We start from the raw sequence: 25,950 nt of genomic DNA, 5'->3' as shown, positions 1-25,950 counted from the left end.
TTTGTTCGCGCAACTGGATTTTGCCAGCTGCCAGGTATGAATGGAGGTGGACCTTTGCTGCAATGCGAACATTTCAGCGGCCGGGCCAACAACCAATCATAGCCGAAACGGCCATCCCGTACGAACTCCGCTCAATCGCGTGGACGGAGTTCCCAAAACGCCACTGCCGAGGCCGCTGCGACGTTGAGTGAATCGACGCCTGCACGCATGGGAATCTTGACGGCGAGATCGACGGCGGTCAACGTCTCCAGGCTCATGCCTGCCCCTTCGGTTCCAAGAACCAGAGCCAGTTTGGGGATGTTCCGTGCCGCGAGATCGTCCAGGTCCAAGGCGTCATCGGTCAGCTCCATGGCTGCCACTGTGAAGCCCTGTTTCTTCAGTTGCGCCAGGTCGCCCGGCCAGCTCTCCAGGCGCGCCCATGGAACCTGGAACACCGTGCCCATACTGACGCGAACACTGCGCCTGTACAGCGGGTCCCCGCACCGTGGCGACACGAGGACCGCGTCCACTCCAAGTGCAGCGGCAGAGCGGAAGATGGCACCCACGTTGGTATGGTCCACGATGTCCTCCAGGACGGCGATCCGCTGCGCGTTGGCCAAGAGGTCCGACAACGGGACGGGAGCCGGCCGGTGCATTGCAGCCATGGCTCCGCGGTGCAGGTGGAACCCCGTGATTTCTTCCAGCAAGGAGGCCTTGCCAATGAAGACCGGAACATCAGGATGAGCCCGGAAGACGTCGTCGAGGTCCTCCAGCCACTTCTCAGCAAGGAAGAAGGAACGTGGCTGGTGGCCTGCAGCGAGTGCCCTGCGGAGGACCTTGGAGGATTCGGCGATGTACATGCCCTCCCGGGGCTCGCGCAGCTTCCTCAGGTGTACATCGGTGAGCGTGGTGTAGTCCGTGACGCGGGGATCGTTGGCGGACTCAAGATAATGGAATGTCACCGGGTGATTATTTCAGCAGGTTGGCGACCATGAAGCCCAAGGCCACGATGCCGAGGGTGAAGATCACTGCCCGGAGGACCCTGGGAGACAGCTTCCGGCCTACCTTGGAACCGACGAGTCCGCCAATGGTGGAGCTGACTGCGATGAGGAGGACAACCAGCCAGTTGATGCGGTCGAAGGCGAAGATCAGGTAAGAGATTGCCGCCACCATGTTGACGCCCAGAACCAGGATGTTCTTCATGGCATTGGCATTTTGCATGGTTCCGCTGAGGAATACCCCGAGGATGCCTACCAGGAGAATTCCCTGCGCAGCGACGAAGTAGCCGCCATACACACCCGCCAAATACACAAGGACCACCAGCAGGAATCCGTGGCTGCGGTCCCGGATGGCATGTTCCGGATTCTCTTCCCTGCTGCGGACCCATGCCTGCAGTTTGGGCTGGAACACCACCATGAGGAGGGCAAGGACCAGAAGGACGGGGGCTACGTAGTGGAAGACCTTCTCCGGCAGGTGCAGCAGCAGCCACGCGCCGGTGATTCCACCGAGCAAGGAGGCCGGCAGGAGTTTCATCAGCTGCCTGCCACGGCCTGCCAGTTCGCGTCGGTAGCCCCAGGCACCCGCGGCCGTGCCGGCCACGAGTCCCATAGCGTTGCTCATGGAAGCCACCACCGGTGTGACGCCAAGGGCTATGAGCACGGGGAAGGTTACCAGCGTGCCGGAACCGACTACCGCGTTGATGGTGCCGGCCCACAGGCCCGCGAAAAAGACCAGGATGCTGCTAAGGATCTCCATTGTTGACTACGCGACCGGGCTAGCGGCGGGCCGTGGCCGTGTAGCGGCCGGCGTTTTCCGAAACGTCCAGCGCCAGGCCGAAGGTTTTGCTGAGGTGTTCGTCCGTAAGGACTTCCTTGATGGGACCAGCAGCCACCACTCCGCCTTCGCGGAGCAGCATGGCGTGCGTGAATCCAGGCGGTACTTCCTCAAGGTGATGAGTGACAAGGACCATCGCCGGAGCGGCTTCGTCGCTGGCGAGCTCACCGAGCTTGTGGACCAGTTCTTCACGCCCGCCGAGGTCAAGGCCTGCGGCAGGCTCGTCCAGCAGCAGAAGTTCCGGGTCGGTCATCAGCGCACGGGCAATCTGGACGCGCTTGCGCTCCCCCTCGGACAGGGTGGCAAAGGTGCGGTTCAACAACGGACCCATCCCCCAGTCATTGAGCAAGCCGAAGGCGCGGCGTTCGTCGTCGCGTTCGTATCCCTCACTCCAACGACCGGTGACGCCATAAGCTGCCGTGACCACGACGTTCAGGACGTTCTCGTGTTCTGGAATCTGGGTAGCGAGTGCTGCCGAAGAAAGGCCGATGCGGGGACGGAGTTCAAAAACATCAACGCGCCCCAAGGTTTCGTCCAGGATCCCGGCCTTGCCGCTGCTTGGGTGCATGCGGGCGGCAGCTATCTGGAGCAGGGTGGTCTTGCCCGCGCCGTTCGGTCCCAGGATGACCCAGCGTTCGCCTTCGTTGACTTCCCAGTCGACCTTGTCCAGCAGGGTCTTCTTGCCTCGGACAACGCTGACGGAAGCCAATTCCAGAACATCACTCATAGCAGTAGACACTAGGACAAAAGTAGGTGTGACTGATAACCGGGGTATCTCCTGGTTTACGAGGGGAAACGAATTCGGATGGATGTAGCGCCCTCAGTAGGATTGAGGCCATGACTTCGAACTTGGCTGCAGTCAGCTACGGCGTGAACTTGTCCCCCGAATCGCTGGAAAATGTGCTCAAAGTTCTGGCTGACGCCGGAGCCTCAGTGTCGTCGGAATCACAGGGCGGCGACGAGCGCTTCGGTGTGCACACGGCCGATCTTGTGGTGGACGCCGACACGGAAGCGGGCATTTTGACAGTGAGGCGGCTGGTGGCCGAAGCTGCCGAGGCAGGAGTGGACACAGCCATTGTTTCCGGGAGCCTGCGCCAAGCCCCCCGGAAGTTCCTGATCATGGATGTGGATTCAACCCTGATCCAGCAGGAGGTCATTGAGCTGCTGGCAGCGCACGCCGGCAAACGGGAGGAAGTCGCTGCCGTCACAGAGGCTGCCATGCGCGGTGAATTGGACTTCGCCCAGAGCTTGCATGCCCGCGTTGCCGTCCTTGCCGGACTTCCTGCCGCCGTCGTTGATGCTGTTCGCCAAGAGGTGCGCCTAAGCCTTGGTGCGGCAGAACTGGTGGCCGCATTCAAGGAGGCGGGGCATGTGGTGGCTGTTGTATCCGGAGGATTCAACCAGATTTTGGGACCCATTGCTGAAGAGCTTGGCTTGGACTATTGGATTGCCAATGAGCTCGAGATCGTCGACGGCGTGTTGACCGGCAAGGTTCTCGGCTCAGTCATCGATCGGGCTGCCAAGGAGAAGTACTTGCGTGAGTGGGCGGCCGCGGAAGGCATCAGTCTTGAGCACACCATAGCGGTGGGCGACGGCGCCAACGACCTGGACATGCTGAGTGCGGCCGGCCTCGGCGTCGCCTTCAACGCCAAACCAGCAGTGCGCGCAGTGGCGGACGCTGTCATCACCATGCCGTACCTTGACGCAGTTCGGCATATCGCCAACGTCTGAAGGCTGGGCGTCGCTTGCGCGACGCCGTTTCGTGTTATCCCGACCCGCACCGGTGGAGTTTCTCCACCGGTGCTTTAGTTTGCCCGGAAAGGCACGCTTGAAGGATAAGCGCGTCAGTCGAAGAGAAGCATTCGGAGCGAAACAGCAGAACCAATTTCGTGACGCAGAAAACGTCACTATTTATCAAACTGTCATTCTGTTGCGTAATCAATAGCACTTTTCGGCTAATGCGTAAATCTTGTGCTTTGGTGCATAAGTTGTTGTGTAAAGTGAAGACTTCCATCAATATCTCCGCAAAGCAGGCGGCAGGCTGGAACGAGGAAAGTGCGGGGGCAGGAAGTGAACCGTTCGGAGCGCACGTGGAAGTGGTGGAAACGCGACTACGTATTCGAATTGAGTGAACCTGATGACAAAATTCCGGACGAGCGTTTAACACCCCTCCACGAGATTTTGCAGGCGAATCACTACGACGTCAACGTCACCCGAACTACCAACTTCATGGGCACTGCCGATGACACAACAGAACAGGAACAACCCGATATGAGAACACTTGATGAATCCATAAAGCAACTGCTGGCTATCGAAGGAGCCACTGGCGCGGCCGTGGTGGACTATTCCAGTGGAATGGCCTTGGCCCAGGGTGGAAACCCGGGCTTCGACCTCGGCGTTGCTGCTGCGGGGAACTCAAATGTGGTGAGCGCCAAACTGCGCACTATGGCTGAGCTAAGCGTTGACGGCGACATTGAAGACATCCTCATCACGCTCGGGACCCAGTACCACCTGATCAACGTCCTGAATTCAAGCGGTTCCAAGGGCCTCTTCGTCTACCTCGTACTCGATCGCACGTACGCGAACCTGGCACTGGCCAGGCACAAGCTCAAAAACCTTGCCAAGGACATCACCATCTGATTTCCGGCGGAAGACGAAGACGAAGGGGACGGTGGCGTACGCGGCACCGTCCCCTTCATTGTCTTGCACGCCGAATCGTTCTTTCGCAGAAGGAAGAAACAGCGTCAATTTCTCACACGGCGTGCGTCGTAGCCACCGGATTCAAACTTCACACCCAACATGTGGTGCACCAAAACATCCTCATTGGTGTTGGCATTGGCCTCGATAGTCACAAGTTCGCCGTCCCGCATCACGCCCACCCGGTGGCACCAGCCGATCAGTTCGGACAAGTCGGAAGACAAGAGGATAATGGCAACCCCTGTTTGGCTGAGCTCGCTCAGCATCTTGTACACCGTCTCCTTGGCGCCAATGTCGATGCCACGGCTGGGATGGCTAAGGATCAGCACGTCACAGTCCGAGCCGATCCATTTGGCGAGTTGAATCTTCTGCTTGTCCCCGCCGGAGAGGGTGGAGATGTTGCCGTGGATATTAGTGGTGCTGATGCGCATGCGTCGAATGACCTCAGTGACACCACGGAGCTGGGAAATCTCGTCCCGTAGATTTGCCTCCCCTGCTTCCGGCGGCTGAAGGCCGTCCACGATGCTGCCCGTCTCCTCACCACTCTCGGCGGCATCGGACAAGTAGCCGATTTTTAAGCGGGAGGCATCCTGGACTCCTCGGATCTGAACCGGTTGACCGTGCAAAAAGATGTGTCCCGAGGTGCTGGGGTGAACTCCCGCCAGCGCTTCGACCAACTCGTAGACACCTGACCGATGAGTTCCGACCAAGCCAAAAATCTCGCCTTTGGATACATTGAAGGTGACCTCCCGAACCTTGTCTTCCATGCTGAGGTTCACCACCCGCAGTGCCTCATCACCCGCTGCCGGGTCAGTAGGCCTGGTGCCGTCTTCGAGTTCCTGCTGAAGCAACAGAAAGGCCAATTCGTCGACGTCGGTATGACTGGCTTCAAGTATTTTGTGCACCCGGCCTTCCCGGAGGACGGCTATACGGTGTGCAATGGATCGGACCTCATCCAGTCGATGCGTGATGTAGATGATTGCGCGTCCTTGCCGGACCAGCATTCGCAACACCTGATGCAGGACAGCGACATCGTGGTCCGGCAGCGAAGCGGCAACCTCGTCCATGATGACCAACTGGGCTTCTTCGGCAACCATCCGCAGCACCTCCACAAGGGCCTGCTCAGCACGAATCAGCGTTCCGACCTTCATGTCGGGATCCAAGCTGATGCCGATGTCGCGTATTAACTTTCCTGCTTGATCCCGGAGTTCGTGATGAGGCTTATCTGCTTGGAAAGTACCCCGGAAAATCGCCCTTGCAATGGTTAGCTGGGGATCGATTCGGAAGTTCTGCGGGATGAGACCAACCCCGCAGGCCTGCGCTTCCTCTATGGAGTCCGGCACATACTTTTCTCCGGCCAGCGTCATCATTCCGGTGTCGTGCCTATGGGATCCGGCCAGTACGCCCATTAGCGTGGTTTTTCCCGCACCGTTGGTGCCGATCAACCCCAGTATCTCGCCACGTTGTACGGAAAGTCCGACGCCTTTAAGGATGCGCCGATGATCGTACGAGGCATGTATATCATCAGCGTGCAATAACAGGTCCAAAGAAAGCTCCTAAACAAAGGGACAATGGCCGCCCCTGTGAGTCAACCGCGAAGTTTCCACTTGATGTCTGAGTGCGTGAGTTGGCATAGAGCCGCCAACCGGGTTCATGCGGCCTGCTTACAAACCAGGACGAGGGCGCCTTGGAGAGTTAATCAGATAAATTCGCTTAATGCAAAGCTAAAGTGACGAAACAACAATTGCTATTTCGTGACGCGAAATGCTGGATAATTTATGGAACTGTTATTTGCAGAGAGGAGCGGATGTTAAACAGCAGCGGCCCAGGACGTTGGTCCCGGGCCGCCGATGATTTGCTGTGCGGGCTATTCGGCAGTCTTACCGAAGTAGTCTGCACCACCCACGTATTCGGTATGGCCGGATTCCACATCGGCGGTCACCATCTTTGCAACCTCGGCCGCGAACTCCTCCACGGAGTACAGCTTGCCGGCTTCCGCTCGACGGGCTTCAATGGCTCCCGGGTTGGAGCGATCCAGCAAGGTGGCAGTCACGGTGCCTTCGATCATGTCGCCGGATACGACCACAAGTGAGATGCCCTTGTCCGCAAGGTTGGGCAGGAGGGCGCGCAGGGCGTCCTCACCGGCACGCTTGCTCTTGGCAACGGGCTCGTACTCGGGCATGGTGGGCACGGTTTCCACAAAGTGCGCCTGATGGCTGGTGACGAAAACCACGCGCGAACCCTCGGGCATGAGCGGAACAGCTGCGTTAAGCACATTCACCTGGGCATCGCGGTTCAGCTTGAGTGCGTACCCCTCTTCCATGCCCGATTCCATGCCGCCGGAGGCGTTAAGTACCAAGACATCGAGGGAACCGAACTCCTCCATGGCGGTGCTTGCCAGTGCGTGCACGCCTTCGTCAGTGGTGAGGTCTGCCCCTACAGCAGCCGCGCGTCCGCCTGCTGCCTGGATCTCTGCCACTACCTTGTTGGCTCGCGGCGCCTTCTGACGGTAGTTGACGACGACGGCGGCACCCTCACCAGCGAGGATCTTGGCAACTTCGGCGCCGATTCCCCGGGAAGACCCCGTGACGATGGCGGTCTTGTTATCCAGCGTTCCCATTCGTGCTCCTTTTGTTCACTTCATCCAAATTCCGTGGGCTCGGATTCCATCATGCCAGCGGCCCGAAGGAAATCCGTTGTTGACCCCGGACAAAAAACAGCCGTGCAGGCTAGTTTCCTAGTGGCCCATCCCGAGGCCGCCATCGACCGGGATCACTGCACCGGAGATGTACGCGGCTTCGTCGCTGGCAATCCAGCGCACCACGTTGGCTACCTCGGACGCTTCGGCGAAGCGTCCCGCCGGAACATTGGACAGGTAGGACTTCTGGGTGTCTTCGGGCAGTTCGGCCGTCATGTCGGTGTTGATGAAGCCGGGCGCAACAACATTCGCGGTGATGCCGCGGCTACCAAGTTCGCGGGTCAGGGAGCGTGCGATCCCCACCATGCCGGCCTTGGAGGCGGAGTAGTTGATTTGGCCAGGCGCGCCGTAGAGGCCCGACACCGAGGAAATGAGCACAACGCGGCCCTTTCGCAGGCGGATCATGCCCTTGGACGCCCTCTTGATCACACGGAAGGCTCCGGTCAGGTTGGTGTCGAGAACTGACGTGAAGTCTTCCTCGCTCATCCGCAGCAGCAGCGTGTCCTTGGTGATTCCGGCATTGGCTACCAGCACTTCCACAGGTCCGTGCGCCTCTTCGACGATCTTGAAGGCAGCGTCGATTGATGCCTCGTCCGTGACGTCGGCCTTGACGCCCAGGATGCCCTCAGGCAGTTCTGTTTCACTGCGGTAGGTGACGGCCACCTTGTCACCGTTGGCAAGGAACGATTCGGCGATGGCGAGGCCGATGCCCCGGTTGCCGCCGGTAATGAGGACACTGCGGCCGGTGGATACTGCTTCAGACATGCTTTCGCTCCAGGTTCCGCGGCATTCTTTTGCCGCTATGAAGAGGGATTTTCCTGATTCGATCCTATCCGCAGCCCGCTGCAACCCGCGGGTAACCGGCAACCAGCGCGGTTTGGGCGGTTACAGCCTTGGTGAGAGAATTGAGAGAGGCCTTTGGAGCGTGATGATTCAGTTGTGACACGAGAAAACAGTCCCCTGCAGCAAGTGCCCGGGGAGCCGGACGCTGTTTCCAGCGACCCCGAGGTCCACAGCATCACCGATGCCGCGGCCGCACACTCCGAAGACATGCGTGACCGCATGATCAAGTATGCGGTGGCCATGGGCATCCGCATGGTCTGTATCATCCTGATTTTCGTGGTTGACGGCTGGTTCAAGATCATCGCCATCGCTGGTGCCGTGTTCCTGCCTTGGATTGCTGTGGTCATAGCAAATGGCAACGACAAAGCGGAGGACCACAGCGAGTCCCTGCTGGACTACGTGGCCGTTCCTGAGATCGAACGTTCCCCGGAGCCGGAAGAAGCTCCTGCGGACGGGCCGACAGTGCTTCAAGGAGAACTGGTGGACGACGAACCACCAAGCAAACAAGCTGGCCCTGCAACGGGCCATGCAAGCGAGGCCGGGCATCCCGGCGACGAACGGGCGGCTTCATGAATATCTTTAATCTTGGCGGCCCGGGTGCGGCCAGCCAGGAGTCCGAACGTGCCACGGGTCCGGCTCTGTGCTCCCGTAAAGGCTGCAGAGCCGGCGCCCAATGGCAACTCCTGTGGAACAATCCCCGCATCCATACGCCGGATCGACGCAAGGTGTGGTTGTCGTGCGGCGACCACCGGGACTGGCTGGAGGACTACTTGCAGACGCGTGGCCTCTGGAAGGAAACTGTGCCGTTCACGGCCAGTCAAGAAGCGGCAAATGGGGCCGGCTGAATGTATCGTTTCCTCTTCTCCAGCAAGTGGCTGGGATACTTCGTGCTGGCTGTCATCTTCGCCACAGCCTGCGTTTTCCTGGGCCGCTGGCAGATGGACCGCAGGGCTGAAACGCTGGCCGAGATCAATCGCGTGGTGAGCAACTACTCGGCAACTCCCATTCCCTACACGGAGATTAAAGAGCAGTTCGACGCCCTGGACCCCGAGCGGGAATGGACCCAGGTTGAATTGCGTGGGAGCTACGACGTCGATGGTCAGCGGGTTGTGCGGAACCGGCCGCTGAACGGCCAGCCAGGTTACGACGTCGTGGTTCCCTTTCGGCTGACCACAGGCGAAGCCGTGGTGATCGACCGGGGTTGGCTGCCGATCGGAAACAACACACCAGGCCGTCCTGACGTCATTCCGGCTCCTCCCACTGGCGAGGTGACGGTGGTAGCGCGGCTAAAGCCCGCCGAACCCAAGCTGGACCGGGGCGCGGTGGACGGTCAGCTGGCCTCCATTGACCTCGCCGGATTCGCCAGTGAACTTCCCTATCCCATCGCGACAGGGGCATACGGGCAACTGGCCAGCGAAGCCCCCGCAGTGCAGCCGATGCCAACGCCCTTCCCGAAACCTGCCACCGAAGAAGGAACACACCTTTCCTACTCATTGCAGTGGTTCGCCTTTGGCGTGTTGATGTTTATCGGGTTCGGATACGCAGCACGACAACAAGCCCGGAACGCGGCAATCGATGCTGAAGAGGAAGAGGACGAGCAGATCATCGCCGCCGGCGGAACGCCAAAACTCCGCACCCCGTCACCCCGAAAAAACAAACGGCGAACGTCCGAAGAAGAGGAAGACGCGATCCTGGATGCACAAGGCTACTGATTTGATGCCTGATCCCGTCATCAACGTCAGGTCGGCTTTGACAGCTTCCGGCGCCCAGGACACTGTCCGGACTTTCGACGTCAGCGTGCCGACGGCAGCCGCAGCTGCCTTGGTCCTGGGCTGTGACGTCGCCGCGATCACCAACAGCCTGGTGTTCGAGCTCGACGGCGAACCCCTGCTCATCCTGGCCAGTGGAGCAGCCAAAGTGGATTCGGCCCTGGTGGCCGACCAGCTGGGAATCGGAAAGATTCGACGCGCCAAGCCAGACTTCGTGCTGAAACACACAGGCCAGGAAGTAGGCGGAGTAGCACCCGTAGGTCACCCCAGCCGGATCCGAACCCTCTTGGACACCTCGCTGCAGGAACACCCGCTGCTATGGGCAGGCGCCGGAGACCACAACTCCATGTTCTCCATCAACTACGAAGAACTACGGGCTATCACCAACGCGGAAGAACTCCGGGTTCGCTAGCTGCATCAGCCTGCGGGGGTGACTCAATCGCGAGCGAAGCGACGCGGTTGATCTGTGTAGCGTGCGTCTAAGCGAGGAACGAGCGAGCACGCGGCAGATCAAGCGCGCCGCGCAGTGGAACTAACCGCTGGCGGCCCGCCCCAGGGCTTAGGCCAACGTGATGAGGTCCAGGTAGTCTTCGTTCCAGTGGTCCTCTACGCCGTCCGGAAGCAGCACAACGCGCTCCGGGTTGAGCGCCGACACGGCACCTTCGTCGTGACTGACCATGACGACGGCGCCGCTGTAGTTCTTGAGCGCCCCCAGGATTTCGGCGCGGCTGGCAGGGTCCAGGTTGTTGGTGGGCTCATCAAGGAGCAGCACATTCGCGCTGGAGGCCACGATTGTGGCCAAGGCCAAGCGGGTCTTCTCACCGCCGGAAAGTACGCCTGCGGGCTTGTCGACGTCGTCGCCGGAGAACAGGAATGAACCCAGGATGCCTCGGACTTCGGCGTCTTTCATGTCCGGGGCTGAAGACCGCATATTTTCCAGGACCGTGCGGTCGACGTCGAGCGTTTCATGCTCCTGGGCGTAGTAGCCCACCTTGAGGCCGTGCCCGGGGATGATGTCGCCAGTGTCGGGCTTATCAACACCGGCCAGCATGCGCAGAAGGGTGGTCTTGCCGGCACCGTTAAGGCCAAGGATGACCACCTTGGAACCGCGATCAATGGCCAGGTCTACATCCGTGAAAATTTCCAATGAGCCATAGGACTTGCTCAGCCCCTCCGCCGTCAGCGGGGTCTTGCCGCATGGTGAGGGATCCGGGAAACGCAAGGCGGCCACGCGGTCGTTTTCCCGCACGGCCTCCAATCCACTGAGGAGCCTCTCGGCGCGCTTGGCCATGTTCTGGGCAGCCACGGCCTTGGTGGCCTTGGCGCGCATCTTGTTGGCTTGGTCGATCAGGACCTGGGCCTTCTTTTCGGCATTGGCGCGTTCGCGCTTCCTGGCGCGCTCGTCCGTTTCGCGCTGCAGCAAGTAGCGCTTCCAGTCCATGTTGTAGAAGTCGATCTGGGCGCGGTTGGCATCCAACAGGAAGACCTTGTTCACCGTTGCTTCGAGCAGGTCCGTGTCGTGACTGATCACGATCAAGCCGCCTTGGTGGTTCTTCAGGAAGTCGCGCAGCCAAGTGATGGAGTCGGCGTCAAGGTGGTTGGTGGGCTCGTCGAGGAGCAGGGTTTCCGCGTCCGAGTAAAGGATGCGTGCCAGCTCGACACGGCGCCGCTGGCCACCTGAGAGGGTCTTCAACGGCTGGTTGAGGAGCCGATCCGGCAGGGCGAGGTTGGAGGAGATCGCAGCGGCTTCGGCTTCAGCAGCGTAGCCGCCACCCGAGAGGAACTCAGCTTCGAGGCGATCGTAGCGGTTCATGGCTTTGCGCTGCACGGCCGCATCATCGCTTGCCATGTCCTCATGGGCCTTCTTGAGCTTGCCTACCACGACGTCCAAGCCGCGGGCGGAAAGGATACGGTCCCGGGCAAGCTGCTCCATGTCCGGCGTCCGCGGGTCCTGCGGCAGGTAGCCGATCTCGCCGCTGCGGGTGACTTTGCCGCCTGCCGGAAGGCCTTCGCCGGCAAGGACCCGGGTGAGGGTTGTCTTGCCGGCGCCGTTGCGTCCGACGAGACCAATCTTGTCCCCTTTGTCCACCCTGAAGTTGACCTGGTCCATGAGCAGGCGTGCGCCGGCGCGGAGTTCGAGGTCCTGGACGGTAATCAATTCGGGTGATGCCTTTCAATGGGGAACGCTCGCGGGGACCGGTGGGTCCGATAAGTGCGGCGGGATGTGGCCGTGAGAACAGCCTGTTCAAGTCTACCGGTACCCCGGCCGCAGGCTGACATCGGCCCTCGAAAGAGGAAACTGTGCCAACGGCCAAACAATTCCCGAAAGACTTTGTGGGAAGGCTCCAAAATACCGCCCCCCGTCCCTCCGTACCCTCGACATCAGGGGAAACAACTTTCATTGCACCGCACCCGATAGGACCGTCATGAGCCAGACCCAACCTGACACTGCTGCCACTTTCGACGCAACAGTGCAACGCACCGCCTCCTCCCGCAAACGCTGGACCGCCACCGACCTCGGCCTCATTGCCGTTTTCGCTGCCCTCGTCGCCGCCTCCGCGATCGTCCCCGGCATTCCGGTAGGCGCCCTTGGCGTTCCCATCACCTTGGTGACCCTGACAGTGATGCTCAGCGGGCTGGTGCTGGGCGCCGGGCGCGGTTTCGCCGCCGTCGGGCTCTATGTGCTGCTCGGCTTCGCCGGGCTGCCGATCTTCAGCGGCGGCCGTAGCGGACTGGGGATTCTCGCGACGCCCTCCGCCGGTTACATCATTGCGTTCCCCTTGGCCGCAGCGGCAACCGGGTACCTTGCGGGGGTCGTCATCCGTCGGACGGTTAAGTTCCGTGCGCTGTGGCTCTTCGCCGCGGCAATGGTAAGCAGCATCGTGGTCATCCACGCGCTGGGCATCCTTGGAATGATGGTCAATGCCAAATTGGACTTCACCAAGGCTCTCCTCGCAGACCTCCCGTTCGTGCCCGGTGACGTCCTCAAGAACGTCCTGGCTGTGATCATCGCCATGGCGATTCACAAGGCTTTCCCGGACGTCCTGGTGCGTCGGGTCAAATAAAGCAGGAACAATCAGTAGATGAACTCCATCAGTTTCAGCAGTGTCTCGGTGCGCGTCCCGGTTGATGGAAGCGACGTGCCCAAGACGTTGCTGCAGGACATTTCCTTGGACCTGACCGAGCGCAGGATCGGGGTGATCGGCGCTAACGGATCCGGGAAATCCACCCTTCTCCGCCTCCTGAACGGTTTGGTTGTCCCGAGCGAAGGCACTGTTGTGGTCCACGGCGGTGACACCGTCGCCGACGTCCGTCGCGTTCGCGGCAATGTGGGCTTCGTCTTCACTGATCCCCTGTCCCAGTTGGTGATGCCCACGGGGCGGGAGGACGTTGAGCTCTCCCTGCGCCGTTCCATCAAAAACTCCAAGGAGCGGGCAGCGCGGGCAGAAACAGTACTGGATCGTTTCGGATTGCTGCACCTTGCCGATCAAAGCATCTACGAACTTTCCGGTGGTGAAAGGCAGTTGTTGGCACTGGCTGCAGTCCTGGCCGTTGATCCGGCAGTTCTGGTCCTTGACGAACCGTCCACCCTCCTGGACCTCCGGAACCGTGAACTCCTGCGGCGCACCGTAGCCGAACTGGACCAGCAGGTGGTCATGTCCACGCACGATCTCGAGCTCGCGCTCGACATGGACCGGGTGCTGGTGGTGGAGTCCGGACGAATCGTATTCGACGGCGATGCTGCCGACGGCGTCGCACGTTACCGTGCGCTCTGCGCGGCTGCCCTGCCCAGCGCCCCCTTAGGTGATGTGTCGAGGTGAGGGGCCATGGATTCCTGATTGCGAATTACGTTCGCGGAAATTCGATCATCCACCGAACTCCCCTATGGCTGAAATTTCTGGTGGTAGCCGCCTGCGGAACGGCGTCTTTCCTCATTGTGGATTGGACCGTTTCCCTTGTGGTCTTCGCCATCATGTGCGGCTTGTTCCTCCTGACCGGCGCCGGCCTCCGCCGACTTCTGAGGGCCATCTGGATGGTTACGCCCATCCTGCTGGTCATCGGTCTCTTCCAGTGGTGGCAACTCGGTGGACCCACCGCAGCACGCATCGTACTGAATGTGCTTATTTGTGTGGTGGCAGCGTCCGTGCTGACAGCCACCACCCCCGTGCAGGCGCTGCTGGACGGGGTGGTGGCCTTGGCAAAACCGTTCCGGCGTTTCGGTGCCGATCCTGAACGATTCGCCTTGACCATCGCAGTAATGCTCCGGAGCATTCCGTTCATTGCGGGCACTTTCTCGGACGTACGGGACTCCGCCCGGGCACGCGGCCTTGAACGCAATCCCCGCGCACTGGTCCTTCCTGTCTTCATCACTACTGTGGCGTACGCCCGTCAAACCGGCGACGCGCTGGCAGCCCGCGGGCTGGGCGAACCGGAAAGGGACTAAAACCTGGTGTACTGCAGCAGTGCTGCGGTTCCCATGCCGCCTGCAATGCTGATCATTGCCAACGCCAACGGAGTCTCTCCATCCGTTGCATAGCGGCCCCGTGCCTGGGCCATCAACCGCGTCACGAGGACCGCTCCAGAGGCGCCGTAGCCGTGGCCCAAAGCCAGGGCGCCGCCGTCCAGGTTGGCTCGCTCAGGATCTACGCCTAAGTAAGCCAGGCATGCAATCGTTTGGGAGGCGAACGCCTCGTTGAACTCAATCAGGTCAAGGTCTCCTGGGGCCACGTCGTGGCGGCTTAAGAGCCGTTCGGCGGCGTGGGCTGCTCCGATACCAAGGAGTTCCGGATCAACCCCCGCCGTGTCGCACCCCAGTACCAATAGTCCGTCCGAGGCTCCCATCTCGCGGGCCCGCTCGAGTGACGTTATGACCACAGCGGAGGCTGCGTCTGCGTCGAAGCAGGAGTTGGCCGCCGTGACCGTTCCATCCGGGACGAACGCAGCAGGGAACCTCGGCATCAGCGGCGCCCGCAGGGTCGCTTTGGGGCCGTCATCGAAATCCACCAGTTTTTCGTTGCTCTTGAGCGGAACGATCTCATCCGCAAAGGAGCCCGCACTTGCCGCCTCAACCGCGCGGCGATGGCTCCGGAGTGCGTACTCGTCCTGCTTCTCCCGGGTCACGCCAAAGGCGCGGGCCACGTTCTCCGCCGCAACACCCATGTCAGGGTCGCCGAACTGTGGAGGCACAAACCTGGCCCTTGAGTAAAACTCCAGTTCGCCGTCGTCGGTTCTGTTGGCCCTGGCCGGTGCGGTGCTGATGCTCTCAACGCCGCCGGCAAGGTACAGCGGATTACCCCCTGCAGCCACCAGCCGTGACGCCAGCGCAATGGCGTCCAGGCCTGAACCGCACTGCCGGTCAACGGTAAGGCCCGGTACGGTGACGGGCAAGCCGGCCTGGAGTGCGGCAAACCGGGCCACATTCCCTCCCCCGCCCACGGCGTTTCCGATGATGACATCATCCACATCCGCAGGTTCCGCATTTATGTTCTGCAGAAGAGAACCCAGCACGGGTGCCAGGAGATCCGGCGCGCGGAGATGCTTCAGTTGCCCGTTGGCGCGACAAATCGGAGACCGGAGCGCGGCGATGATGACGGGTTGCCGGGATTCGTTGGAGCCGTGTTGCAACTCTTCGGCGCCAGGCTTGCCGCTACCCAAAGGGCTGCCGTTACCCAAGGGGCTGTGCCCGGGGGTCATGATTCTTGATCCAGTCCAGCAGGACTTTCCTGCTGACCTTGCCCCGGTCAGTCATGGGCAACTCCGCCAATAAGTAGTACTGCAACGGCCATTTATCCCGTGCCAGCAGACCATCCAGGCCCGTGCGCAGCTGCGTGGCGGTGACCGCACCATAGGCAGGCACGACGCCGGCAATCACCTTTTGGCCGCGGATATCGTCAGGTGCCCCGGCAGCAATCGCAACGTCCACACCGGGCACCGAGGCAACTGCAAGCTCAACCTCATGCGGGTAGACGTTCTTTCCAGAGGTGATGATCATGTCCGAGCGGCGGCCGAGAATGTGAAGGGTGCCGTTTTCCAGGAAGCCCTGATCCCCCACGGTGTACCAGCCGTCAAGGCACCGCAGGGCTTGGCCATCGTCTCCCCAAAGGTAGCCGTTGCTGACCATTCCGCTGCGAACGCTGATATTGCCGTGTTCGCCGTCCGGCACGGGTCTGCCGGTGTCATCGAGGATGCTCAGGTCAACACCCGGGAAAGGCAAGCCAATGCCGGTGCCACCGGCGTCCAGTGGTTCACCAGCGGCAAGGCGGGTGCCGGAAACAAAGCTCAACTCGGAGGCACCGTAGTACTCGTAAATGGCTGCATGGGGCGCCCACCGCCGGGCCGCCTCCAAGGTCCGGGCGTCCAACTTGGAACCCGCGCAAATGATGCTCCGGATGCCCGAAGCATCAACGTCGCCGGCGAGTCCCCGTTCGCTGAGTAGACGCAGCGCCGTGGGTGCCAGGACCAGCCGGGTGATTCCGTCGTGGCTGATGGCAGCATGGGCGTCGCCGACGTCGAACGACTCAAGCGTGTGGAACGCGGCCCCCGCGTACAGGCATTCCGAGAGGGCATACAGGTTCAGGCTGGCTGACAGGGGCCCCGGCGCCAGGGTGCAATCGTCCTGCGTAAGGCCAAAAAATTCGATGGACGCTTCGAACGACACTTGCCAGGAACGACGGGACCTGGTGAACGCTTTGGGAACCGAAGTAGTGCCGGACGTGAGACCGATGAGGAAGGTATTAGACGGGTTTCCGTCTACCAACCCGGCATCAATGGTGGTGGTGGTCCCGACAACGCGTGATGAAACTTCCTCGATCATGGGGAGCGGCCATTCGGGATCCAGCACCGCACAGCGACGCTCCCCCGCCACCGCGGCCGCGTAGCGCTCAACAAAGCGCACGGAGTTGGGCTCGGCAAGAACAGTAGTGGCAGTCGTGTCGCCCAGCAGCCCTGCTGCAGCGTCGCGAAGTCCCGCCCAGGTGAGCCGGCTGCTGCCCACAACGACGGCGGTGTCGTGGGGGCGCTCTTCGGCCCAGAGCTGAAGTTTGTCCAGGAAAGGCATCCACACAATTTTACGGCAGTGTTCGGCCCCGGGCACCAAAAGTGACGTCTATTCTGACTGTATGAGTTTCAATGACGGCGCGCAGCTTGACCCCTCGCAAGTAGAAGACCGACGTGGCGGCGGCATGGGCCGCGGCACCAAGATCGGCGGTGGCATCGGCGGTGGAATAGTGGTGCTGTTGCTGGCACTTTTCGGTATCAATCCCAACATCCTCGGGGACCTGACAGGTAGCGGAAGCCAGCCACCCGCCGTCGAAAGTGGTGGCGGGTCCGGAGGTGTCCAGGAATGCCAGACAGGCGCCGATGCGGACAAACGGCTGGACTGCCGGATCACAGGGACAGTGAACAGCCTCAATGCCTTTTGGCCCGCGTACCTTGCTGACTACAACGTGCAGTATCCCCGTCCCAAGACCGTCATTTTTAGCCAAGCCACAAACACCGGTTGCGGTGCGGCCACAAGTGCCGTGGGTCCGTTCTACTGCCCTGCGGACACCACCGCATACTTTGATCCTGGATTCTTTGATGAGCTGGTAACCCGGTTCGGCTCCTCAGGAGGTCCCCTGGCACAGGAGTATGTAGTGGCCCACGAATTTGGTCACCACGTCCAGAATGTCCTCGGTAACCTTGACCAAGCCCAGCAGGACCCACAAGGTCCCCAGTCAGGAGCAGTCCGCGTGGAACTCCAGGCTGACTGCTACGCGGGACTTTGGGTCCGGCACGCCACCACCCAAACGGACGCCAGCGGCAAGCCCTTCCTTGATCCCCTGACCCAGCAGGACCTGCAGGATGCACTCTCGGCCGCTTCCGCCGTTGGTGATGACCGGATCCAGGAGGCGGCTACCGGCAGGGTTTCTCCTGAATCCTGGACCCACGGGTCCAGTGAGCAGCGGCAGAAGTGGTTCTATCAGGGATACACCACGGGCGATATCAACAAGTGCGACACCTTTGGGGTGGCTGCGCCGTAGTGCATTCGACGACATGGGCGCATTGACGACATGAGCGCATTGACGACATAAAAAAGGAAGGGTTCCGGGCTTGCCGCCCGGAACCCTTCCTTGTGCCCGCCGAAGCGAGCAAAAACTGCTGATCAGATGTTGAAGCCGAGGGCCCGCATCTGGTCCTTGCCGTCGTCGGTGATCCGCTCGGGACCCCATGGCGGCATCCATACCCAGTTCAGGCGCCAATCATCAACCACGCCGTCAAGGGACTTGCCCACCTGCTCTTCAAGCACGTCCGTCAGCGGGCAAGCCGCCGTGGTCAGCGTCATGTCGATCAGGAGTGCGCCGTCTTCGTCGGAGTACTTGAGCCCGTAGAGAAGGCCCAGGTCCACAATGTTGACTCCGAGTTCCGGGTCAATAACGTCCTTGAGCGCTTCTTCGACGTCCTCGAGACTGGTTCGCGCCGTGTTGATTTCGGTCATGGAACGATCCTATCTAGGCCTGCACAGCAGGAGCAACGGCAACGCCTGCGCCCGGAGCGTAACGGTCGTAGCCCTCATCCTCAAGGCGGTCCGCGAGCTCGGGTCCGCCCTCTTCAACAACCTTGCCGTCAACGAACACGTGAACGAAGTCCGGCTTGATGTAGCGCAGGATACGGGTGTAGTGGGTGATGAGCAGGGTGCCCATGTTGCCCTCTTCGTGCGCGCGATTGACGCCCTCGGAGACGACCTTCAAAGCGTCGACGTCCAGGCCGGAGTCGGTCTCGTCAAGGATGGCGAACTTCGGCTTGAAGAGTTCGAGCTGAAGGATTTCAACGCGCTTCTTCTCACCACCGGAGAAGCCTTCGTTGACGTTGCGCTGTGCGAAGTCGGCGTCGATACGCAGCTGCTGCATCGCTGCCTTGACGTCCTTGGTCCACGTGCGCAGGGCCGGTGCTTCGCCGTCGATCGCAGTTTTGGCGGTCCTCAGGAAGTTGGTCATGGTGACGCCGGGAACCTCTACCGGGTACTGCATGGCCAGGAAGACGCCTGCACGGGCGCGCTCGTCGACGCTCATTTCCAGCACGTTTTCGCCATCCAGCGTGATGGTGCCGCTGGTGACGTTGTAGCGCGGGTGGCCGGCGATGGTGGAGGCAAGCGTGGACTTGCCCGAGCCGTTGGGGCCCATGATGGCGTGCGTTTCACCGGTCTTGATGGTGAGGCTGACGCCCTTCAGGATCTCCTTGGTGCCCTGCTCCGTCTCGATGCTGACGTGCAGGTCCTTGATTTCAAGAGTTGACATGCTCTTCTTTCTTTCCGTTCGTAAGTCTGGCGGTACTGGGCGCTCAGTAGTGATCTACCGAGGCGCCGTTCACAACGTTGGTCACGTCCACGTAAACGTCGTCTCCGTCGATGGTGACGGCGAAAACGGGGACGGGGTCATAAGCAGGCAGCTGGAGGGGTTGTCCGCTGCGGAGGTCGAACTGGGAACCATGTCCCCAGCATTCAATCGCGCAGCCTTCAACCTCACCCTCGGACAACGAGATGTCCGCGTGCGAGCAGGTATCGGCGATGGCGTGGATGTCGCCCATCGAGTCCCTGACGATGGCTACGGGGTAGTCATCAATCAGGACGCGCAGCGCTTGCTTGACCTGGATGTCATTGGCGTTGCATACCAGTTCGCCCTTGGTTTCTTCACTCATTGTTGCTCTGCCTGGCCTGTCTTAGTTGTCGGTCGCGGCGAGTTCGCGCTCAACAGCTGCGGTCAGGCGCTCTTCGATTGCCGGGACCTTGATCTGCTGGATGATCTCGTTGAGGAAGCCTCGGACCACCAGGCGGCGTGCAACCTTTTCCGGGATGCCACGGGCCATGAGGTAGAACAGGTGCTCGTCATCAAAACGGCCTGTGGCGCTGGCGTGGCCTGCACCTTCAATCAAACCGGTTTCGATTTCGAGGTTGGGAACCGAGTCCGCGCGGGCACCATCGGTGAGGACCAGGTTACGGTTGGCCTCGTAGGTATCCGTGCCCTCTGCTTCCTTGCGGATCAGGACGTCGCCGACCCATACGCTGTGGGCGTTGCGGCCCTGAAGGGCGCCCTTGTAGAGCACGCGCGACTTGCAGTTGGCCACTGCGTGGTCAACGAAGAGCCGCTGCTCAAGGTGCTGTCCGGCGTCTGCGAAGTACAGCCCGAACATTTCGACGTCGGCACCCGGCGCGGTGAAGCGCGTGGATGGCGTAACGCGCACGAGGTCGCCGCCAAGGCTGACGACGATGTGCTTGAACTTGGCATCGCGGCCGATCTTTGCCTGCTGCGATGACGCGTGGACAGCGTTATCCGCCCATTCCTGCAAGGACACAACGGTCAGTTCAGCGCCGTCTTCAACGATGATTTCAACGTTCTCGGACACAACTGCGGAACCCTGGTGGTCCAGAACCACGACGGCCTTGGAGAAGCGTTCTGCCACAATCACGATGTGCTGGGCAGACGGTGCCTCGCCAGCGCCGGTAATCAGGACAGAAACTTCACTCTCGGCCTGCAGCTCGGCGGGCACCGTGACGACAGTGGCCTCGGCGAAGTTCTCCCACGCGTTGGCAGACACGAGGTCCTCCGGGATTGCCGCCTGGCCAATGCGCTTGTCATCGCGGCCAACGGTTTCAACAACGACGCCGGCCGGTGCAGTGACGCTGATAGCCGGAGCTGCGCCGTTAAGTACTTCGGTGTGGAGGCCACGCAGGCGCTTCAGCGGCGTGAACCGCCAGTCTTCCTCGAGGCCGTTAAGTGGCTTGAAGTCCGCCAGCTTGTAAGAGGTGAGACGACCCGCGCGGGAGCTGTCCGGAATCCCAACGCCGCCACCATGCGAGTGGCTCTTGGCCGAAGCACCGGCGAGCGGACCAGCGGAAGGCTGCTCCGACGTCGTGCTGGTGTTCGTTCCGGTGTTGACGGGCGAAAGGTTCTCGCCTTCCTCGGTGAAACCGTTGATAAACGGCTGGGCCGAGGGCGCGCCGATGCGCGCCTTTTCAGTAGTGATATCAGTCATTGTTAACCGACGGACCCTTCCATCTGCAGTTCAATCAGGCGGTTCAGCTCAAGAGCGTATTCCATGGGCAATTCACGCGCGATCGGCTCGATGAAGCCGCGCACGATCATAGCCATGGCCTCGTCCTCAGGCATGCCGCGGGACATCAGATAGAAGAGCTGCTCTTCGCTGACGCGTGAAACGGTGGCCTCGTGGCCCATCACAACGTCATCCTCGCGGATGTCGATGTACGGGTACGTGTCCGAACGGGAAATGGTGTCCACCAGGAGGGCGTCACAACGAACCGTGTTGGCCGAGTGCTTGGCGCCTTCACGGACCTGTACCAGGCCGCGGTACGCAGCGCGTCCGCCACCGCGGGCCACGGACTTGGAAATGATGGAGCTCTTGGTGTTCGGTGCGATGTGCACCATCTTGGACCCGGTGTCCTGGTGCTGGCCCTCGCCGGCGAAAGCGATGGACAGCGTCTCGCCCTTGGCGTGCTCGCCAACGAGGTAGACGGCCGGGTACTTCATGGTCACCTTGGAACCGATATTTCCATCGATCCACTCCATGGTGGCGCCCTCTTCGCAGATGGCGCGCTTGGTAACCAGGTTGTACACGTTGGTGGACCAGTTCTGGATGGTCGTGTAGCGGACGCGGGCGCCCTTTTTCACGATGATCTCCACAACAGCCGAGTGCAGCGAGTCCGAGGTGTAGATCGGAGCCGTGCAGCCTTCGATGTAGTGAACGTAGGAGTCTTCATCGGCGATGATCAGCGTGCGCTCGAACTGGCCCATGTTTTCCGTGTTGATACGGAAGTATGCCTGGAGGGGGATGTCAACGTGCACGCCCTTGGGCACGTACACGAAGGATCCGCCGGACCATACAGCCGTGTTCAGTGACGCGAACTTGTTGTCGCCCACCGGGATGATGGTGCCGAAGTACTCCTGGAAGATCTCCGGGTGCTCCCGCAGGGCGGTGTCAGTGTCCAGGAAGATGACGCCCTGGGCTTCCAGGTCCTCGCGGATCTGGTGGTAGACGACCTCGGACTCATACTGGGCTGCGACGCCGGAAACCAGGCGGCTGCGCTCAGCTTCCGGGATGCCGAGCTTTTCGTAAGTGTTCCGGATGTCTTCCGGAAGGTCTTCCCACGTTGCCGCCTGCTTCTCGGTGGAGCGCACGAAGTACTTGATGTTGTCGAAGTCGATGCCCGAGAGGTCTGCACCCCAGGTAGGCATGGGCTTGCGGTCGAAGTACTTAAGGCCCTTGAGCCGCAGATCGAGCATCCATTCGGGCTCGTTCTTCTTCGAGGAAATGTCGCGGACGACCTCCTCGTTGAGGCCACGACGGGCGTTGGCGCCTACGTCGTTCTTGTCGGCCCAGCCGTACTCGTAGTTTCCGATACCGTGCAGTTCGGGATTCTTCTCCAGAATCTCCGAGATCACAGTGCCGTCAGCTACCGCTTTCTCTGCTATTTGGTCCGTCATCACGGCCTTTCTTGCTGGTTGTTTGATTCCTGGTACGGGTTCCCGGGCTGCTCTGCGACATCTGGGGATGCCGTGGCAGCCGGGCGCCCGGTAGGTATGTGGGTGGTGCAGACGTGTCCGCCCTGCGCGAGCGTGGAGAGGCGCCGGACATCGACACCCACCAAGCGCGAGAAAACCTTGGTCTCCGTGTCGCAGAACACGGGAAACTCTGCGGCAAGCCGCTGAATCGGGCAGTGGCCTTGGCAAAGCTGGACACTGGACAACGCTGCCGGCAGTGGCGCCTTGGCTTCGATGGAGTGGGCTGAGGCAACAAAGCCATCACGACTGAGGGCCTTTGACAGTGCCATGGCGCGGGCGGTGATGTCATCACCGGCGGCTTCCACCTCGGGGGCGTAGCGGCGTTCCATGTCCGAGAAGCGTTCTTCCGCGTACTCCCGGACAGCATCCTCGCCGGCAAGTTCCTGAAGGCGCCTTAGCGCGGAGCTGGCAATATTCAGGTAATCGTCGCCGAGCTTGGACTGCCCCTGTGAGCTGAGGACGTAGCGGCGCGCCGGGCGGCCTGCGCCGGAACCGGCTTTGGCTACTCGCTTAACTTCGATAACCCCGCTGCGTTCCAGATGGTCAAGGTGACGTCGAACTGCAGCGGGCGTGAAGCCCAGAAGGTCGCCCAGCTCCGCGGCACTTACCGGACCGTTCTCCAGTACAGCGCTCAGGACCCGGTCCCGTGTACGGTCATCCGCGTCCGGCAGCACAGGAGAAGCACCGAAGGCCTCTGCCGCTGCAGCATGCCGCGTTGCGGGCATGGAAGTTGGACTGCTCATGGAATACACAACACAATCATGTCGTAATTTGTTTCATGCATCCAGTAAGGCAAGACTGACCTTAGCCAGCCGCCAAGTGTGACCGTACTACTTCCCGTAGAATACTCTGGTGCGATCCCCCGATTCCCCTGTCCTCACTATAGATGGACTCATTAAGGATGTAGGCCCCCTGGCCTCCCTTGACGGCAAAATGCTCAGGGTAGTCAGTGGGCTGTCCCTTGTGGCCGAACGCGGCCAAGTAACTGCCCTGTTGGGGGCGAACGGCGCTGGTAAAACCACCACCCTGGAGTGCGCCCAAGGCCTGCAGAAGCGGACGGGTGGACGTATTTCCCTGCTGGGAGCGGACCCCGACACGGCAGGTGCCGACCTGAGGTCCCGTGTAGGTGTGATGCTCCAGGACGGCGGCCTCCCGCCGTCGGCCCGTCCCATCCCACTGTTGCGGCACGTCGCCGGCATGTACCAAAAGCCCATGAACGTTGACGCCCTGGTGGAACGGCTGGGAATCAGCCAGTTCAGCAGGACCAGCGTGCGCCGTCTTTCCGGGGGCCAGAAGCAGCGGCTGGCACTAGCGGCCGCCCTTGTGGGCAATCCTGAAATCCTGTTTCTCGACGAACCCAGCGCAGGGCTGGATCCGCAGTCGCGGCAAATGGTTTTCGAGCTCATTGCCGAACTGAGGGACGCCGGGATGGGCATCGTGCTGACAACGCACCTGATGGATGACGCTGAGCGCCTGGCCGACTACGTGTACATCATCGACGGCGGTCACAACGTGGTGGAGGGAACGGTAGCCGAGCTGCTCCGGCACGATCATGCCGCAGACTCGGCCATCACGGATCGGACGCTCTACTTCGATGCCCCCGGAGGACTAAATTTCAACGGTGCTGTTGATGCGGGCCTTCAGATCACCGAAACCCGCTCCGGGAGTTACTCAATCACCGGTGCCATCACGCCCAAGGACCTTGCGTCATTGACGGCATGGTGGGCCGAACGGAACATCATGCCCGCCTCGCTGCGGTTGGAAGCACGTAGCCTGGAAGACGTGTTCCTGGACATATCCGGAAGGGACCTCCGATGAGCAAGCTCCTCTCCCCCAACGCCGGACCGGCATCCCTGCCGCGCAGGATCATGCAGCAGGGCCGCTACGAAACCATCACCATGCTGCGGAACGGTGAGCAGCTCATCCTCGCTGTCGTCCTGCCCCTGATGGCCCTCGTGGGCTTGGTTGTTACCCCGCTGCTTGACGGCCTCGGCGGGTCCCGCGTGGACGTGGCCACGCCCGGGATTCTGGCGCTGTGCGCCATGTCCACGGCCTTCACCGGCCAGGGCATCGCCACCGGTTTTGATCGCCGCTACGGAGTACTCCGCTTCCTGTCCACTACTCCCCTTGGCAGGGGCGGGCTCATCGCGGGCAAGATTCTCGCCGTACTGGTGGTCCTGTTCCTTCAAGTACTGGTGGTCGGTGCTGTTGCCGGGCTGCTGGGATGGCAACCTCGGCTCGAGGCTTGGCTTCCCGGCGCGGGGCTTCTGGTTCTTGGCGCTGCCGCCTTCACCGCCCTGGGCTTGCTGGTGGCGGGCACCGTGCGGCCCGAAGCGACCCTGGCGATTACCAACCTGCTGTGGATCCTCCTCGGGGCATTGGGCGGCATTGTGGTGCCTTCTGAGCGATTGCCGTCGTTGCTTCAGGGGATCGTTCAATTCCTTCCCTCCGGGGCTCTGGGCCAAGCACTTCGGGACGCCTTCCTGTTGGGCGCTGTTCCCTTCCCCGCCGTAGCAGTCCTCCTCCTGTGGACCGTACTGGCCGGCGCCGCGGCCATCCGCTGGTTCAAATGGAACTAACCCGTCCAGGCACCAACCACCAACGCAGAACTGAGAAGTGAGAAAACTGTGAGCACGGCATCGCGCCTACCAAAAACCGTCCAGCGATTGACCTCCAAGTTGCCAACCGAGGTCAACAAGGCCGTGCGCCGCCTGGCATTGTTGTCGCTCATTGGGCAGACCGTTCTGGTGGTAACCGGTGGTGCCGTACGACTCACAGCTTCCGGCCTGGGTTGCCCGACATGGCCGCGCTGCACGAGCGATTCGTTGGTCAACACGCCGGAGATGGGCATTCACGGGTTCATTGAATTCGGCAACCGCCTGCTCACCTTCGCCCTCGCCGCAGTGGCCGCCATGATGTTGGTGTACTTGTGGAACCTCCGCAAGGAACGCCGCGACCTCTTCATGCTTGCATTGGGACTCCTTGCCAGCATCCCGGCACAGGCAGTGATCGGTGGAATCACCGTACTGTCCGGCCTCAACCCTTGGGTTGTTGGCCTGCACTTCCTCGTATCCATGGCCTTGGTGGTTTTTGCTACGCTGCTGGTCAACCGGGCTTACGGGCGGACCGGCCGCTTCATGAACCGCACCCTCCCGGACCTCCCCCAGCTTGCTCGCCCCGTGATGCTTGCTGTCGCAGTTTTCTCCGCGCTCTCTGTCATGCTGGGAGTCGTAGTTACAGGAGCCGGACCCCACGCCGGAGATGCAGATGCTCCCCGCAACGACCTCGACTGGGACCTCTTCTCGCACATCCACGCGGTCCCTGCGTACCTCATCACTGCCGGAACGCTCTTCGCGGTGTACCTGGTGATCCGGCACAAAATCGGCGGTCCGTTCCGATCGGCGTCGTATCTTCTGCTGGGTGTCACATTGCTACAGGCTGTCATCGGCTTCACCCAGTACTACAACGGAATCCCTGCTCTACTGGTTGGTGCACACATGTTCGGCGCAGCCGTGCTGATGAGCGCGGCCACCAATGCCGCCGACCTGGCGAAACACAGCCCCGCCAACTAGCTTTT

28 protein-coding genes are annotated in these 25,950 nt (G+C 61.2%); 13 read left to right on the top strand and 15 right to left on the bottom strand.

What is annotated here, in order from left to right; genetic code table 11:
• Positions 1-131: 131 nt before the first annotated feature.
• From KCX59_RS11680 to KCX59_RS11670, 3 genes are read right to left on the bottom strand one after another with little or no spacing between them, the layout of a single operon-like run.
• On the bottom strand, positions 132-941 hold the full coding sequence (locus KCX59_RS11680; protein WP_179016617.1) for a TrmH family RNA methyltransferase: 810 nt from the start codon (positions 939-941) through the stop codon (positions 132-134).
• Positions 942-948: 7 nt separating this feature from the next.
• Entirely contained in the window at positions 949-1,734 is a 786-nt protein-coding gene (locus KCX59_RS11675; protein WP_179016618.1) for a sulfite exporter TauE/SafE family protein, read from the bottom strand.
• A 19-nt stretch (positions 1,735-1,753) separates the two neighbouring features.
• A complete protein-coding gene (locus KCX59_RS11670) occupies positions 1,754-2,539 on the bottom strand; it encodes an ABC transporter ATP-binding protein (protein WP_179016619.1) in 786 nt (261 codons plus the stop codon).
• Positions 2,540-2,649: 110 nt separating this feature from the next.
• Here KCX59_RS11670 and serB point away from each other — a divergent pair, with 110 nt between their 5' ends.
• On the top strand, positions 2,650-3,543 hold the full coding sequence (gene serB / locus KCX59_RS11665; protein WP_179016620.1) for a phosphoserine phosphatase SerB: 894 nt from the start codon (positions 2,650-2,652) through the stop codon (positions 3,541-3,543).
• Between the two features lie 393 nt (positions 3,544-3,936).
• Complete coding sequence (locus KCX59_RS11660; protein WP_256871292.1) at positions 3,937-4,452, top strand: hypothetical protein; 516 nt, start codon at positions 3,937-3,939, stop codon at positions 4,450-4,452.
• Between the two features lie 104 nt (positions 4,453-4,556).
• On the opposite strand, the gene KCX59_RS11655 is transcribed toward KCX59_RS11660, so the two are convergent.
• The 3 genes from KCX59_RS11655 to KCX59_RS11645 form a co-directional block, all read right to left on the bottom strand.
• Complete coding sequence (locus tag KCX59_RS11655; protein WP_256871293.1) at positions 4,557-6,044, bottom strand: ATP-binding cassette domain-containing protein; 1,488 nt, start codon at positions 6,042-6,044, stop codon at positions 4,557-4,559.
• A gap of 332 nt (positions 6,045-6,376) precedes the next feature.
• Positions 6,377-7,129, bottom strand: coding sequence for an SDR family oxidoreductase (locus KCX59_RS11650; RefSeq protein WP_091470674.1), 753 nt, complete (start codon positions 7,127-7,129; stop codon positions 6,377-6,379).
• A gap of 117 nt (positions 7,130-7,246) precedes the next feature.
• Positions 7,247-7,972: a beta-ketoacyl-ACP reductase gene (locus KCX59_RS11645; RefSeq protein ID WP_179016622.1), complete on the bottom strand. Its 726-nt coding sequence runs from the start codon at positions 7,970-7,972 to the stop codon at positions 7,247-7,249.
• A gap of 153 nt (positions 7,973-8,125) precedes the next feature.
• Between KCX59_RS11645 and KCX59_RS11640 the strand changes: the two genes are divergently transcribed.
• The 4 genes from KCX59_RS11640 to KCX59_RS11625 are packed head-to-tail and all read left to right on the top strand — an operon-like array spanning position 8,126 to position 10,231.
• Positions 8,126-8,623 carry a DUF3099 domain-containing protein gene (locus KCX59_RS11640; RefSeq protein WP_178992784.1) on the top strand — a complete coding sequence of 166 codons (498 nt, stop codon included), beginning with the start codon at positions 8,126-8,128 and terminating at the stop codon, positions 8,621-8,623.
• Positions 8,620-8,895: a hypothetical protein gene (locus KCX59_RS11635; protein WP_091470669.1), complete on the top strand. Its 276-nt coding sequence runs from the start codon at positions 8,620-8,622 to the stop codon at positions 8,893-8,895. The genes KCX59_RS11640 and KCX59_RS11635 overlap by 4 nt, the downstream gene beginning before the upstream one ends.
• Complete coding sequence (locus KCX59_RS11630) at positions 8,896-9,762, top strand: SURF1 family cytochrome oxidase biogenesis protein (RefSeq protein ID WP_178992785.1); 867 nt, start codon at positions 8,896-8,898, stop codon at positions 9,760-9,762.
• On the top strand, positions 9,746-10,231 hold the full coding sequence (locus KCX59_RS11625) for a YbaK/EbsC family protein (protein ID WP_179016623.1): 486 nt from the start codon (positions 9,746-9,748) through the stop codon (positions 10,229-10,231). The genes KCX59_RS11630 and KCX59_RS11625 overlap by 17 nt, the downstream gene beginning before the upstream one ends.
• Before the next feature lie 147 nt (positions 10,232-10,378).
• Here KCX59_RS11625 and KCX59_RS11620 read toward each other — a convergent pair whose 3' ends face one another.
• A complete protein-coding gene (locus KCX59_RS11620) occupies positions 10,379-11,977 on the bottom strand; it encodes an ABC-F family ATP-binding cassette domain-containing protein (RefSeq protein WP_011774803.1) in 1,599 nt (532 codons plus the stop codon).
• 268 nt (positions 11,978-12,245) lie between these two features.
• Here KCX59_RS11620 and KCX59_RS11615 point away from each other — a divergent pair, with 268 nt between their 5' ends.
• Genes KCX59_RS11615 through KCX59_RS11605 form a run of 3 tightly spaced genes read left to right on the top strand, consistent with a single transcriptional unit; the run spans position 12,246 to position 14,263 of the window.
• A complete protein-coding gene (locus tag KCX59_RS11615) occupies positions 12,246-12,884 on the top strand; it encodes a biotin transporter BioY (protein ID WP_178992788.1) in 639 nt (212 codons plus the stop codon).
• An 18-nt stretch (positions 12,885-12,902) separates the two neighbouring features.
• Positions 12,903-13,640, top strand: coding sequence for an energy-coupling factor ABC transporter ATP-binding protein (locus KCX59_RS11610; RefSeq protein ID WP_179016624.1), 738 nt, complete (start codon positions 12,903-12,905; stop codon positions 13,638-13,640).
• Positions 13,637-14,263 carry an energy-coupling factor transporter transmembrane component T family protein gene (locus KCX59_RS11605; RefSeq protein WP_179016625.1) on the top strand — a complete coding sequence of 209 codons (627 nt, stop codon included), beginning with the start codon at positions 13,637-13,639 and terminating at the stop codon, positions 14,261-14,263. Before KCX59_RS11610 ends, KCX59_RS11605 begins: the two co-directional genes overlap by 4 nt.
• Here KCX59_RS11605 and KCX59_RS11600 read toward each other — a convergent pair.
• Both KCX59_RS11600 and KCX59_RS11595 read right to left on the bottom strand, forming a co-directional pair.
• On the bottom strand, positions 14,260-15,513 hold the full coding sequence (locus KCX59_RS11600) for a thiolase family protein (protein WP_256871294.1): 1,254 nt from the start codon (positions 15,511-15,513) through the stop codon (positions 14,260-14,262). The genes KCX59_RS11605 and KCX59_RS11600 overlap by 4 nt on opposite strands.
• Positions 15,485-16,876: a class I adenylate-forming enzyme family protein gene (locus tag KCX59_RS11595; RefSeq protein WP_179016626.1), complete on the bottom strand. Its 1,392-nt coding sequence runs from the start codon at positions 16,874-16,876 to the stop codon at positions 15,485-15,487. The genes KCX59_RS11600 and KCX59_RS11595 overlap by 29 nt, the downstream gene beginning before the upstream one ends.
• Positions 16,877-16,937: 61 nt before the next feature.
• Here KCX59_RS11595 and ypfJ point away from each other — a divergent pair, with 61 nt between their 5' ends.
• Positions 16,938-17,840, top strand: coding sequence for a KPN_02809 family neutral zinc metallopeptidase (gene ypfJ / locus KCX59_RS11590; RefSeq protein WP_179016627.1), 903 nt, complete (start codon positions 16,938-16,940; stop codon positions 17,838-17,840).
• Positions 17,841-17,962: 122 nt separating this feature from the next.
• Here ypfJ and KCX59_RS11585 read toward each other — a convergent pair whose 3' ends face one another.
• Genes KCX59_RS11585 through KCX59_RS11560 form a run of 6 tightly spaced genes read right to left on the bottom strand, consistent with a single transcriptional unit; the run spans position 17,963 to position 23,116 of the window.
• Entirely contained in the window at positions 17,963-18,295 is a 333-nt protein-coding gene (locus tag KCX59_RS11585) for a metal-sulfur cluster assembly factor (RefSeq protein ID WP_054808115.1), read from the bottom strand.
• 13 nt (positions 18,296-18,308) lie between these two features.
• On the bottom strand, positions 18,309-19,094 hold the full coding sequence (gene sufC / locus KCX59_RS11580) for a Fe-S cluster assembly ATPase SufC (protein WP_089595077.1): 786 nt from the start codon (positions 19,092-19,094) through the stop codon (positions 18,309-18,311).
• Between the two features lie 43 nt (positions 19,095-19,137).
• A complete protein-coding gene (locus KCX59_RS11575) occupies positions 19,138-19,494 on the bottom strand; it encodes a non-heme iron oxygenase ferredoxin subunit (protein WP_091470659.1) in 357 nt (118 codons plus the stop codon).
• Between the two features lie 21 nt (positions 19,495-19,515).
• Complete coding sequence (gene sufD / locus KCX59_RS11570) at positions 19,516-20,829, bottom strand: Fe-S cluster assembly protein SufD (RefSeq protein WP_179016628.1); 1,314 nt, start codon at positions 20,827-20,829, stop codon at positions 19,516-19,518.
• Positions 20,830-20,831: 2 nt separating this feature from the next.
• Positions 20,832-22,295, bottom strand: coding sequence for a Fe-S cluster assembly protein SufB (gene sufB, locus KCX59_RS11565; RefSeq protein WP_011774792.1), 1,464 nt, complete (start codon positions 22,293-22,295; stop codon positions 20,832-20,834).
• Positions 22,295-23,116, bottom strand: a complete 822-nt coding sequence (locus tag KCX59_RS11560) for a helix-turn-helix transcriptional regulator (RefSeq protein WP_091470656.1) — start codon at positions 23,114-23,116, stop codon at positions 22,295-22,297. The genes sufB and KCX59_RS11560 overlap by 1 nt, the downstream gene beginning before the upstream one ends.
• A gap of 109 nt (positions 23,117-23,225) precedes the next feature.
• On the opposite strand from KCX59_RS11560, the gene KCX59_RS11555 reads away from it, so the two are divergent.
• The 3 genes from KCX59_RS11555 to KCX59_RS11545 are packed head-to-tail and all read left to right on the top strand — an operon-like array spanning position 23,226 to position 25,945.
• Positions 23,226-24,191, top strand: a complete 966-nt coding sequence (locus KCX59_RS11555) for an ABC transporter ATP-binding protein (protein WP_178992793.1) — start codon at positions 23,226-23,228, stop codon at positions 24,189-24,191.
• Positions 24,188-24,952: an ABC transporter permease gene (locus KCX59_RS11550; protein WP_178992794.1), complete on the top strand. Its 765-nt coding sequence runs from the start codon at positions 24,188-24,190 to the stop codon at positions 24,950-24,952. Before KCX59_RS11555 ends, KCX59_RS11550 begins: the two co-directional genes overlap by 4 nt.
• Positions 24,953-25,000: 48 nt before the next feature.
• Positions 25,001-25,945: a COX15/CtaA family protein gene (locus tag KCX59_RS11545; RefSeq protein ID WP_179016629.1), complete on the top strand. Its 945-nt coding sequence runs from the start codon at positions 25,001-25,003 to the stop codon at positions 25,943-25,945.
• Positions 25,946-25,950 lie beyond the last annotated feature (5 nt).

The sequence above is a fragment of the Paenarthrobacter nitroguajacolicus genome (assembly GCF_051027655.1).
Taxonomy (GTDB): Bacteria; Actinomycetota; Actinomycetes; order Actinomycetales; family Micrococcaceae; genus Arthrobacter; species Arthrobacter nitroguajacolicus.
Note: the sequence above shows the minus strand (reverse complement) of the source record. Positions and strands in the feature narration are given on the sequence as shown.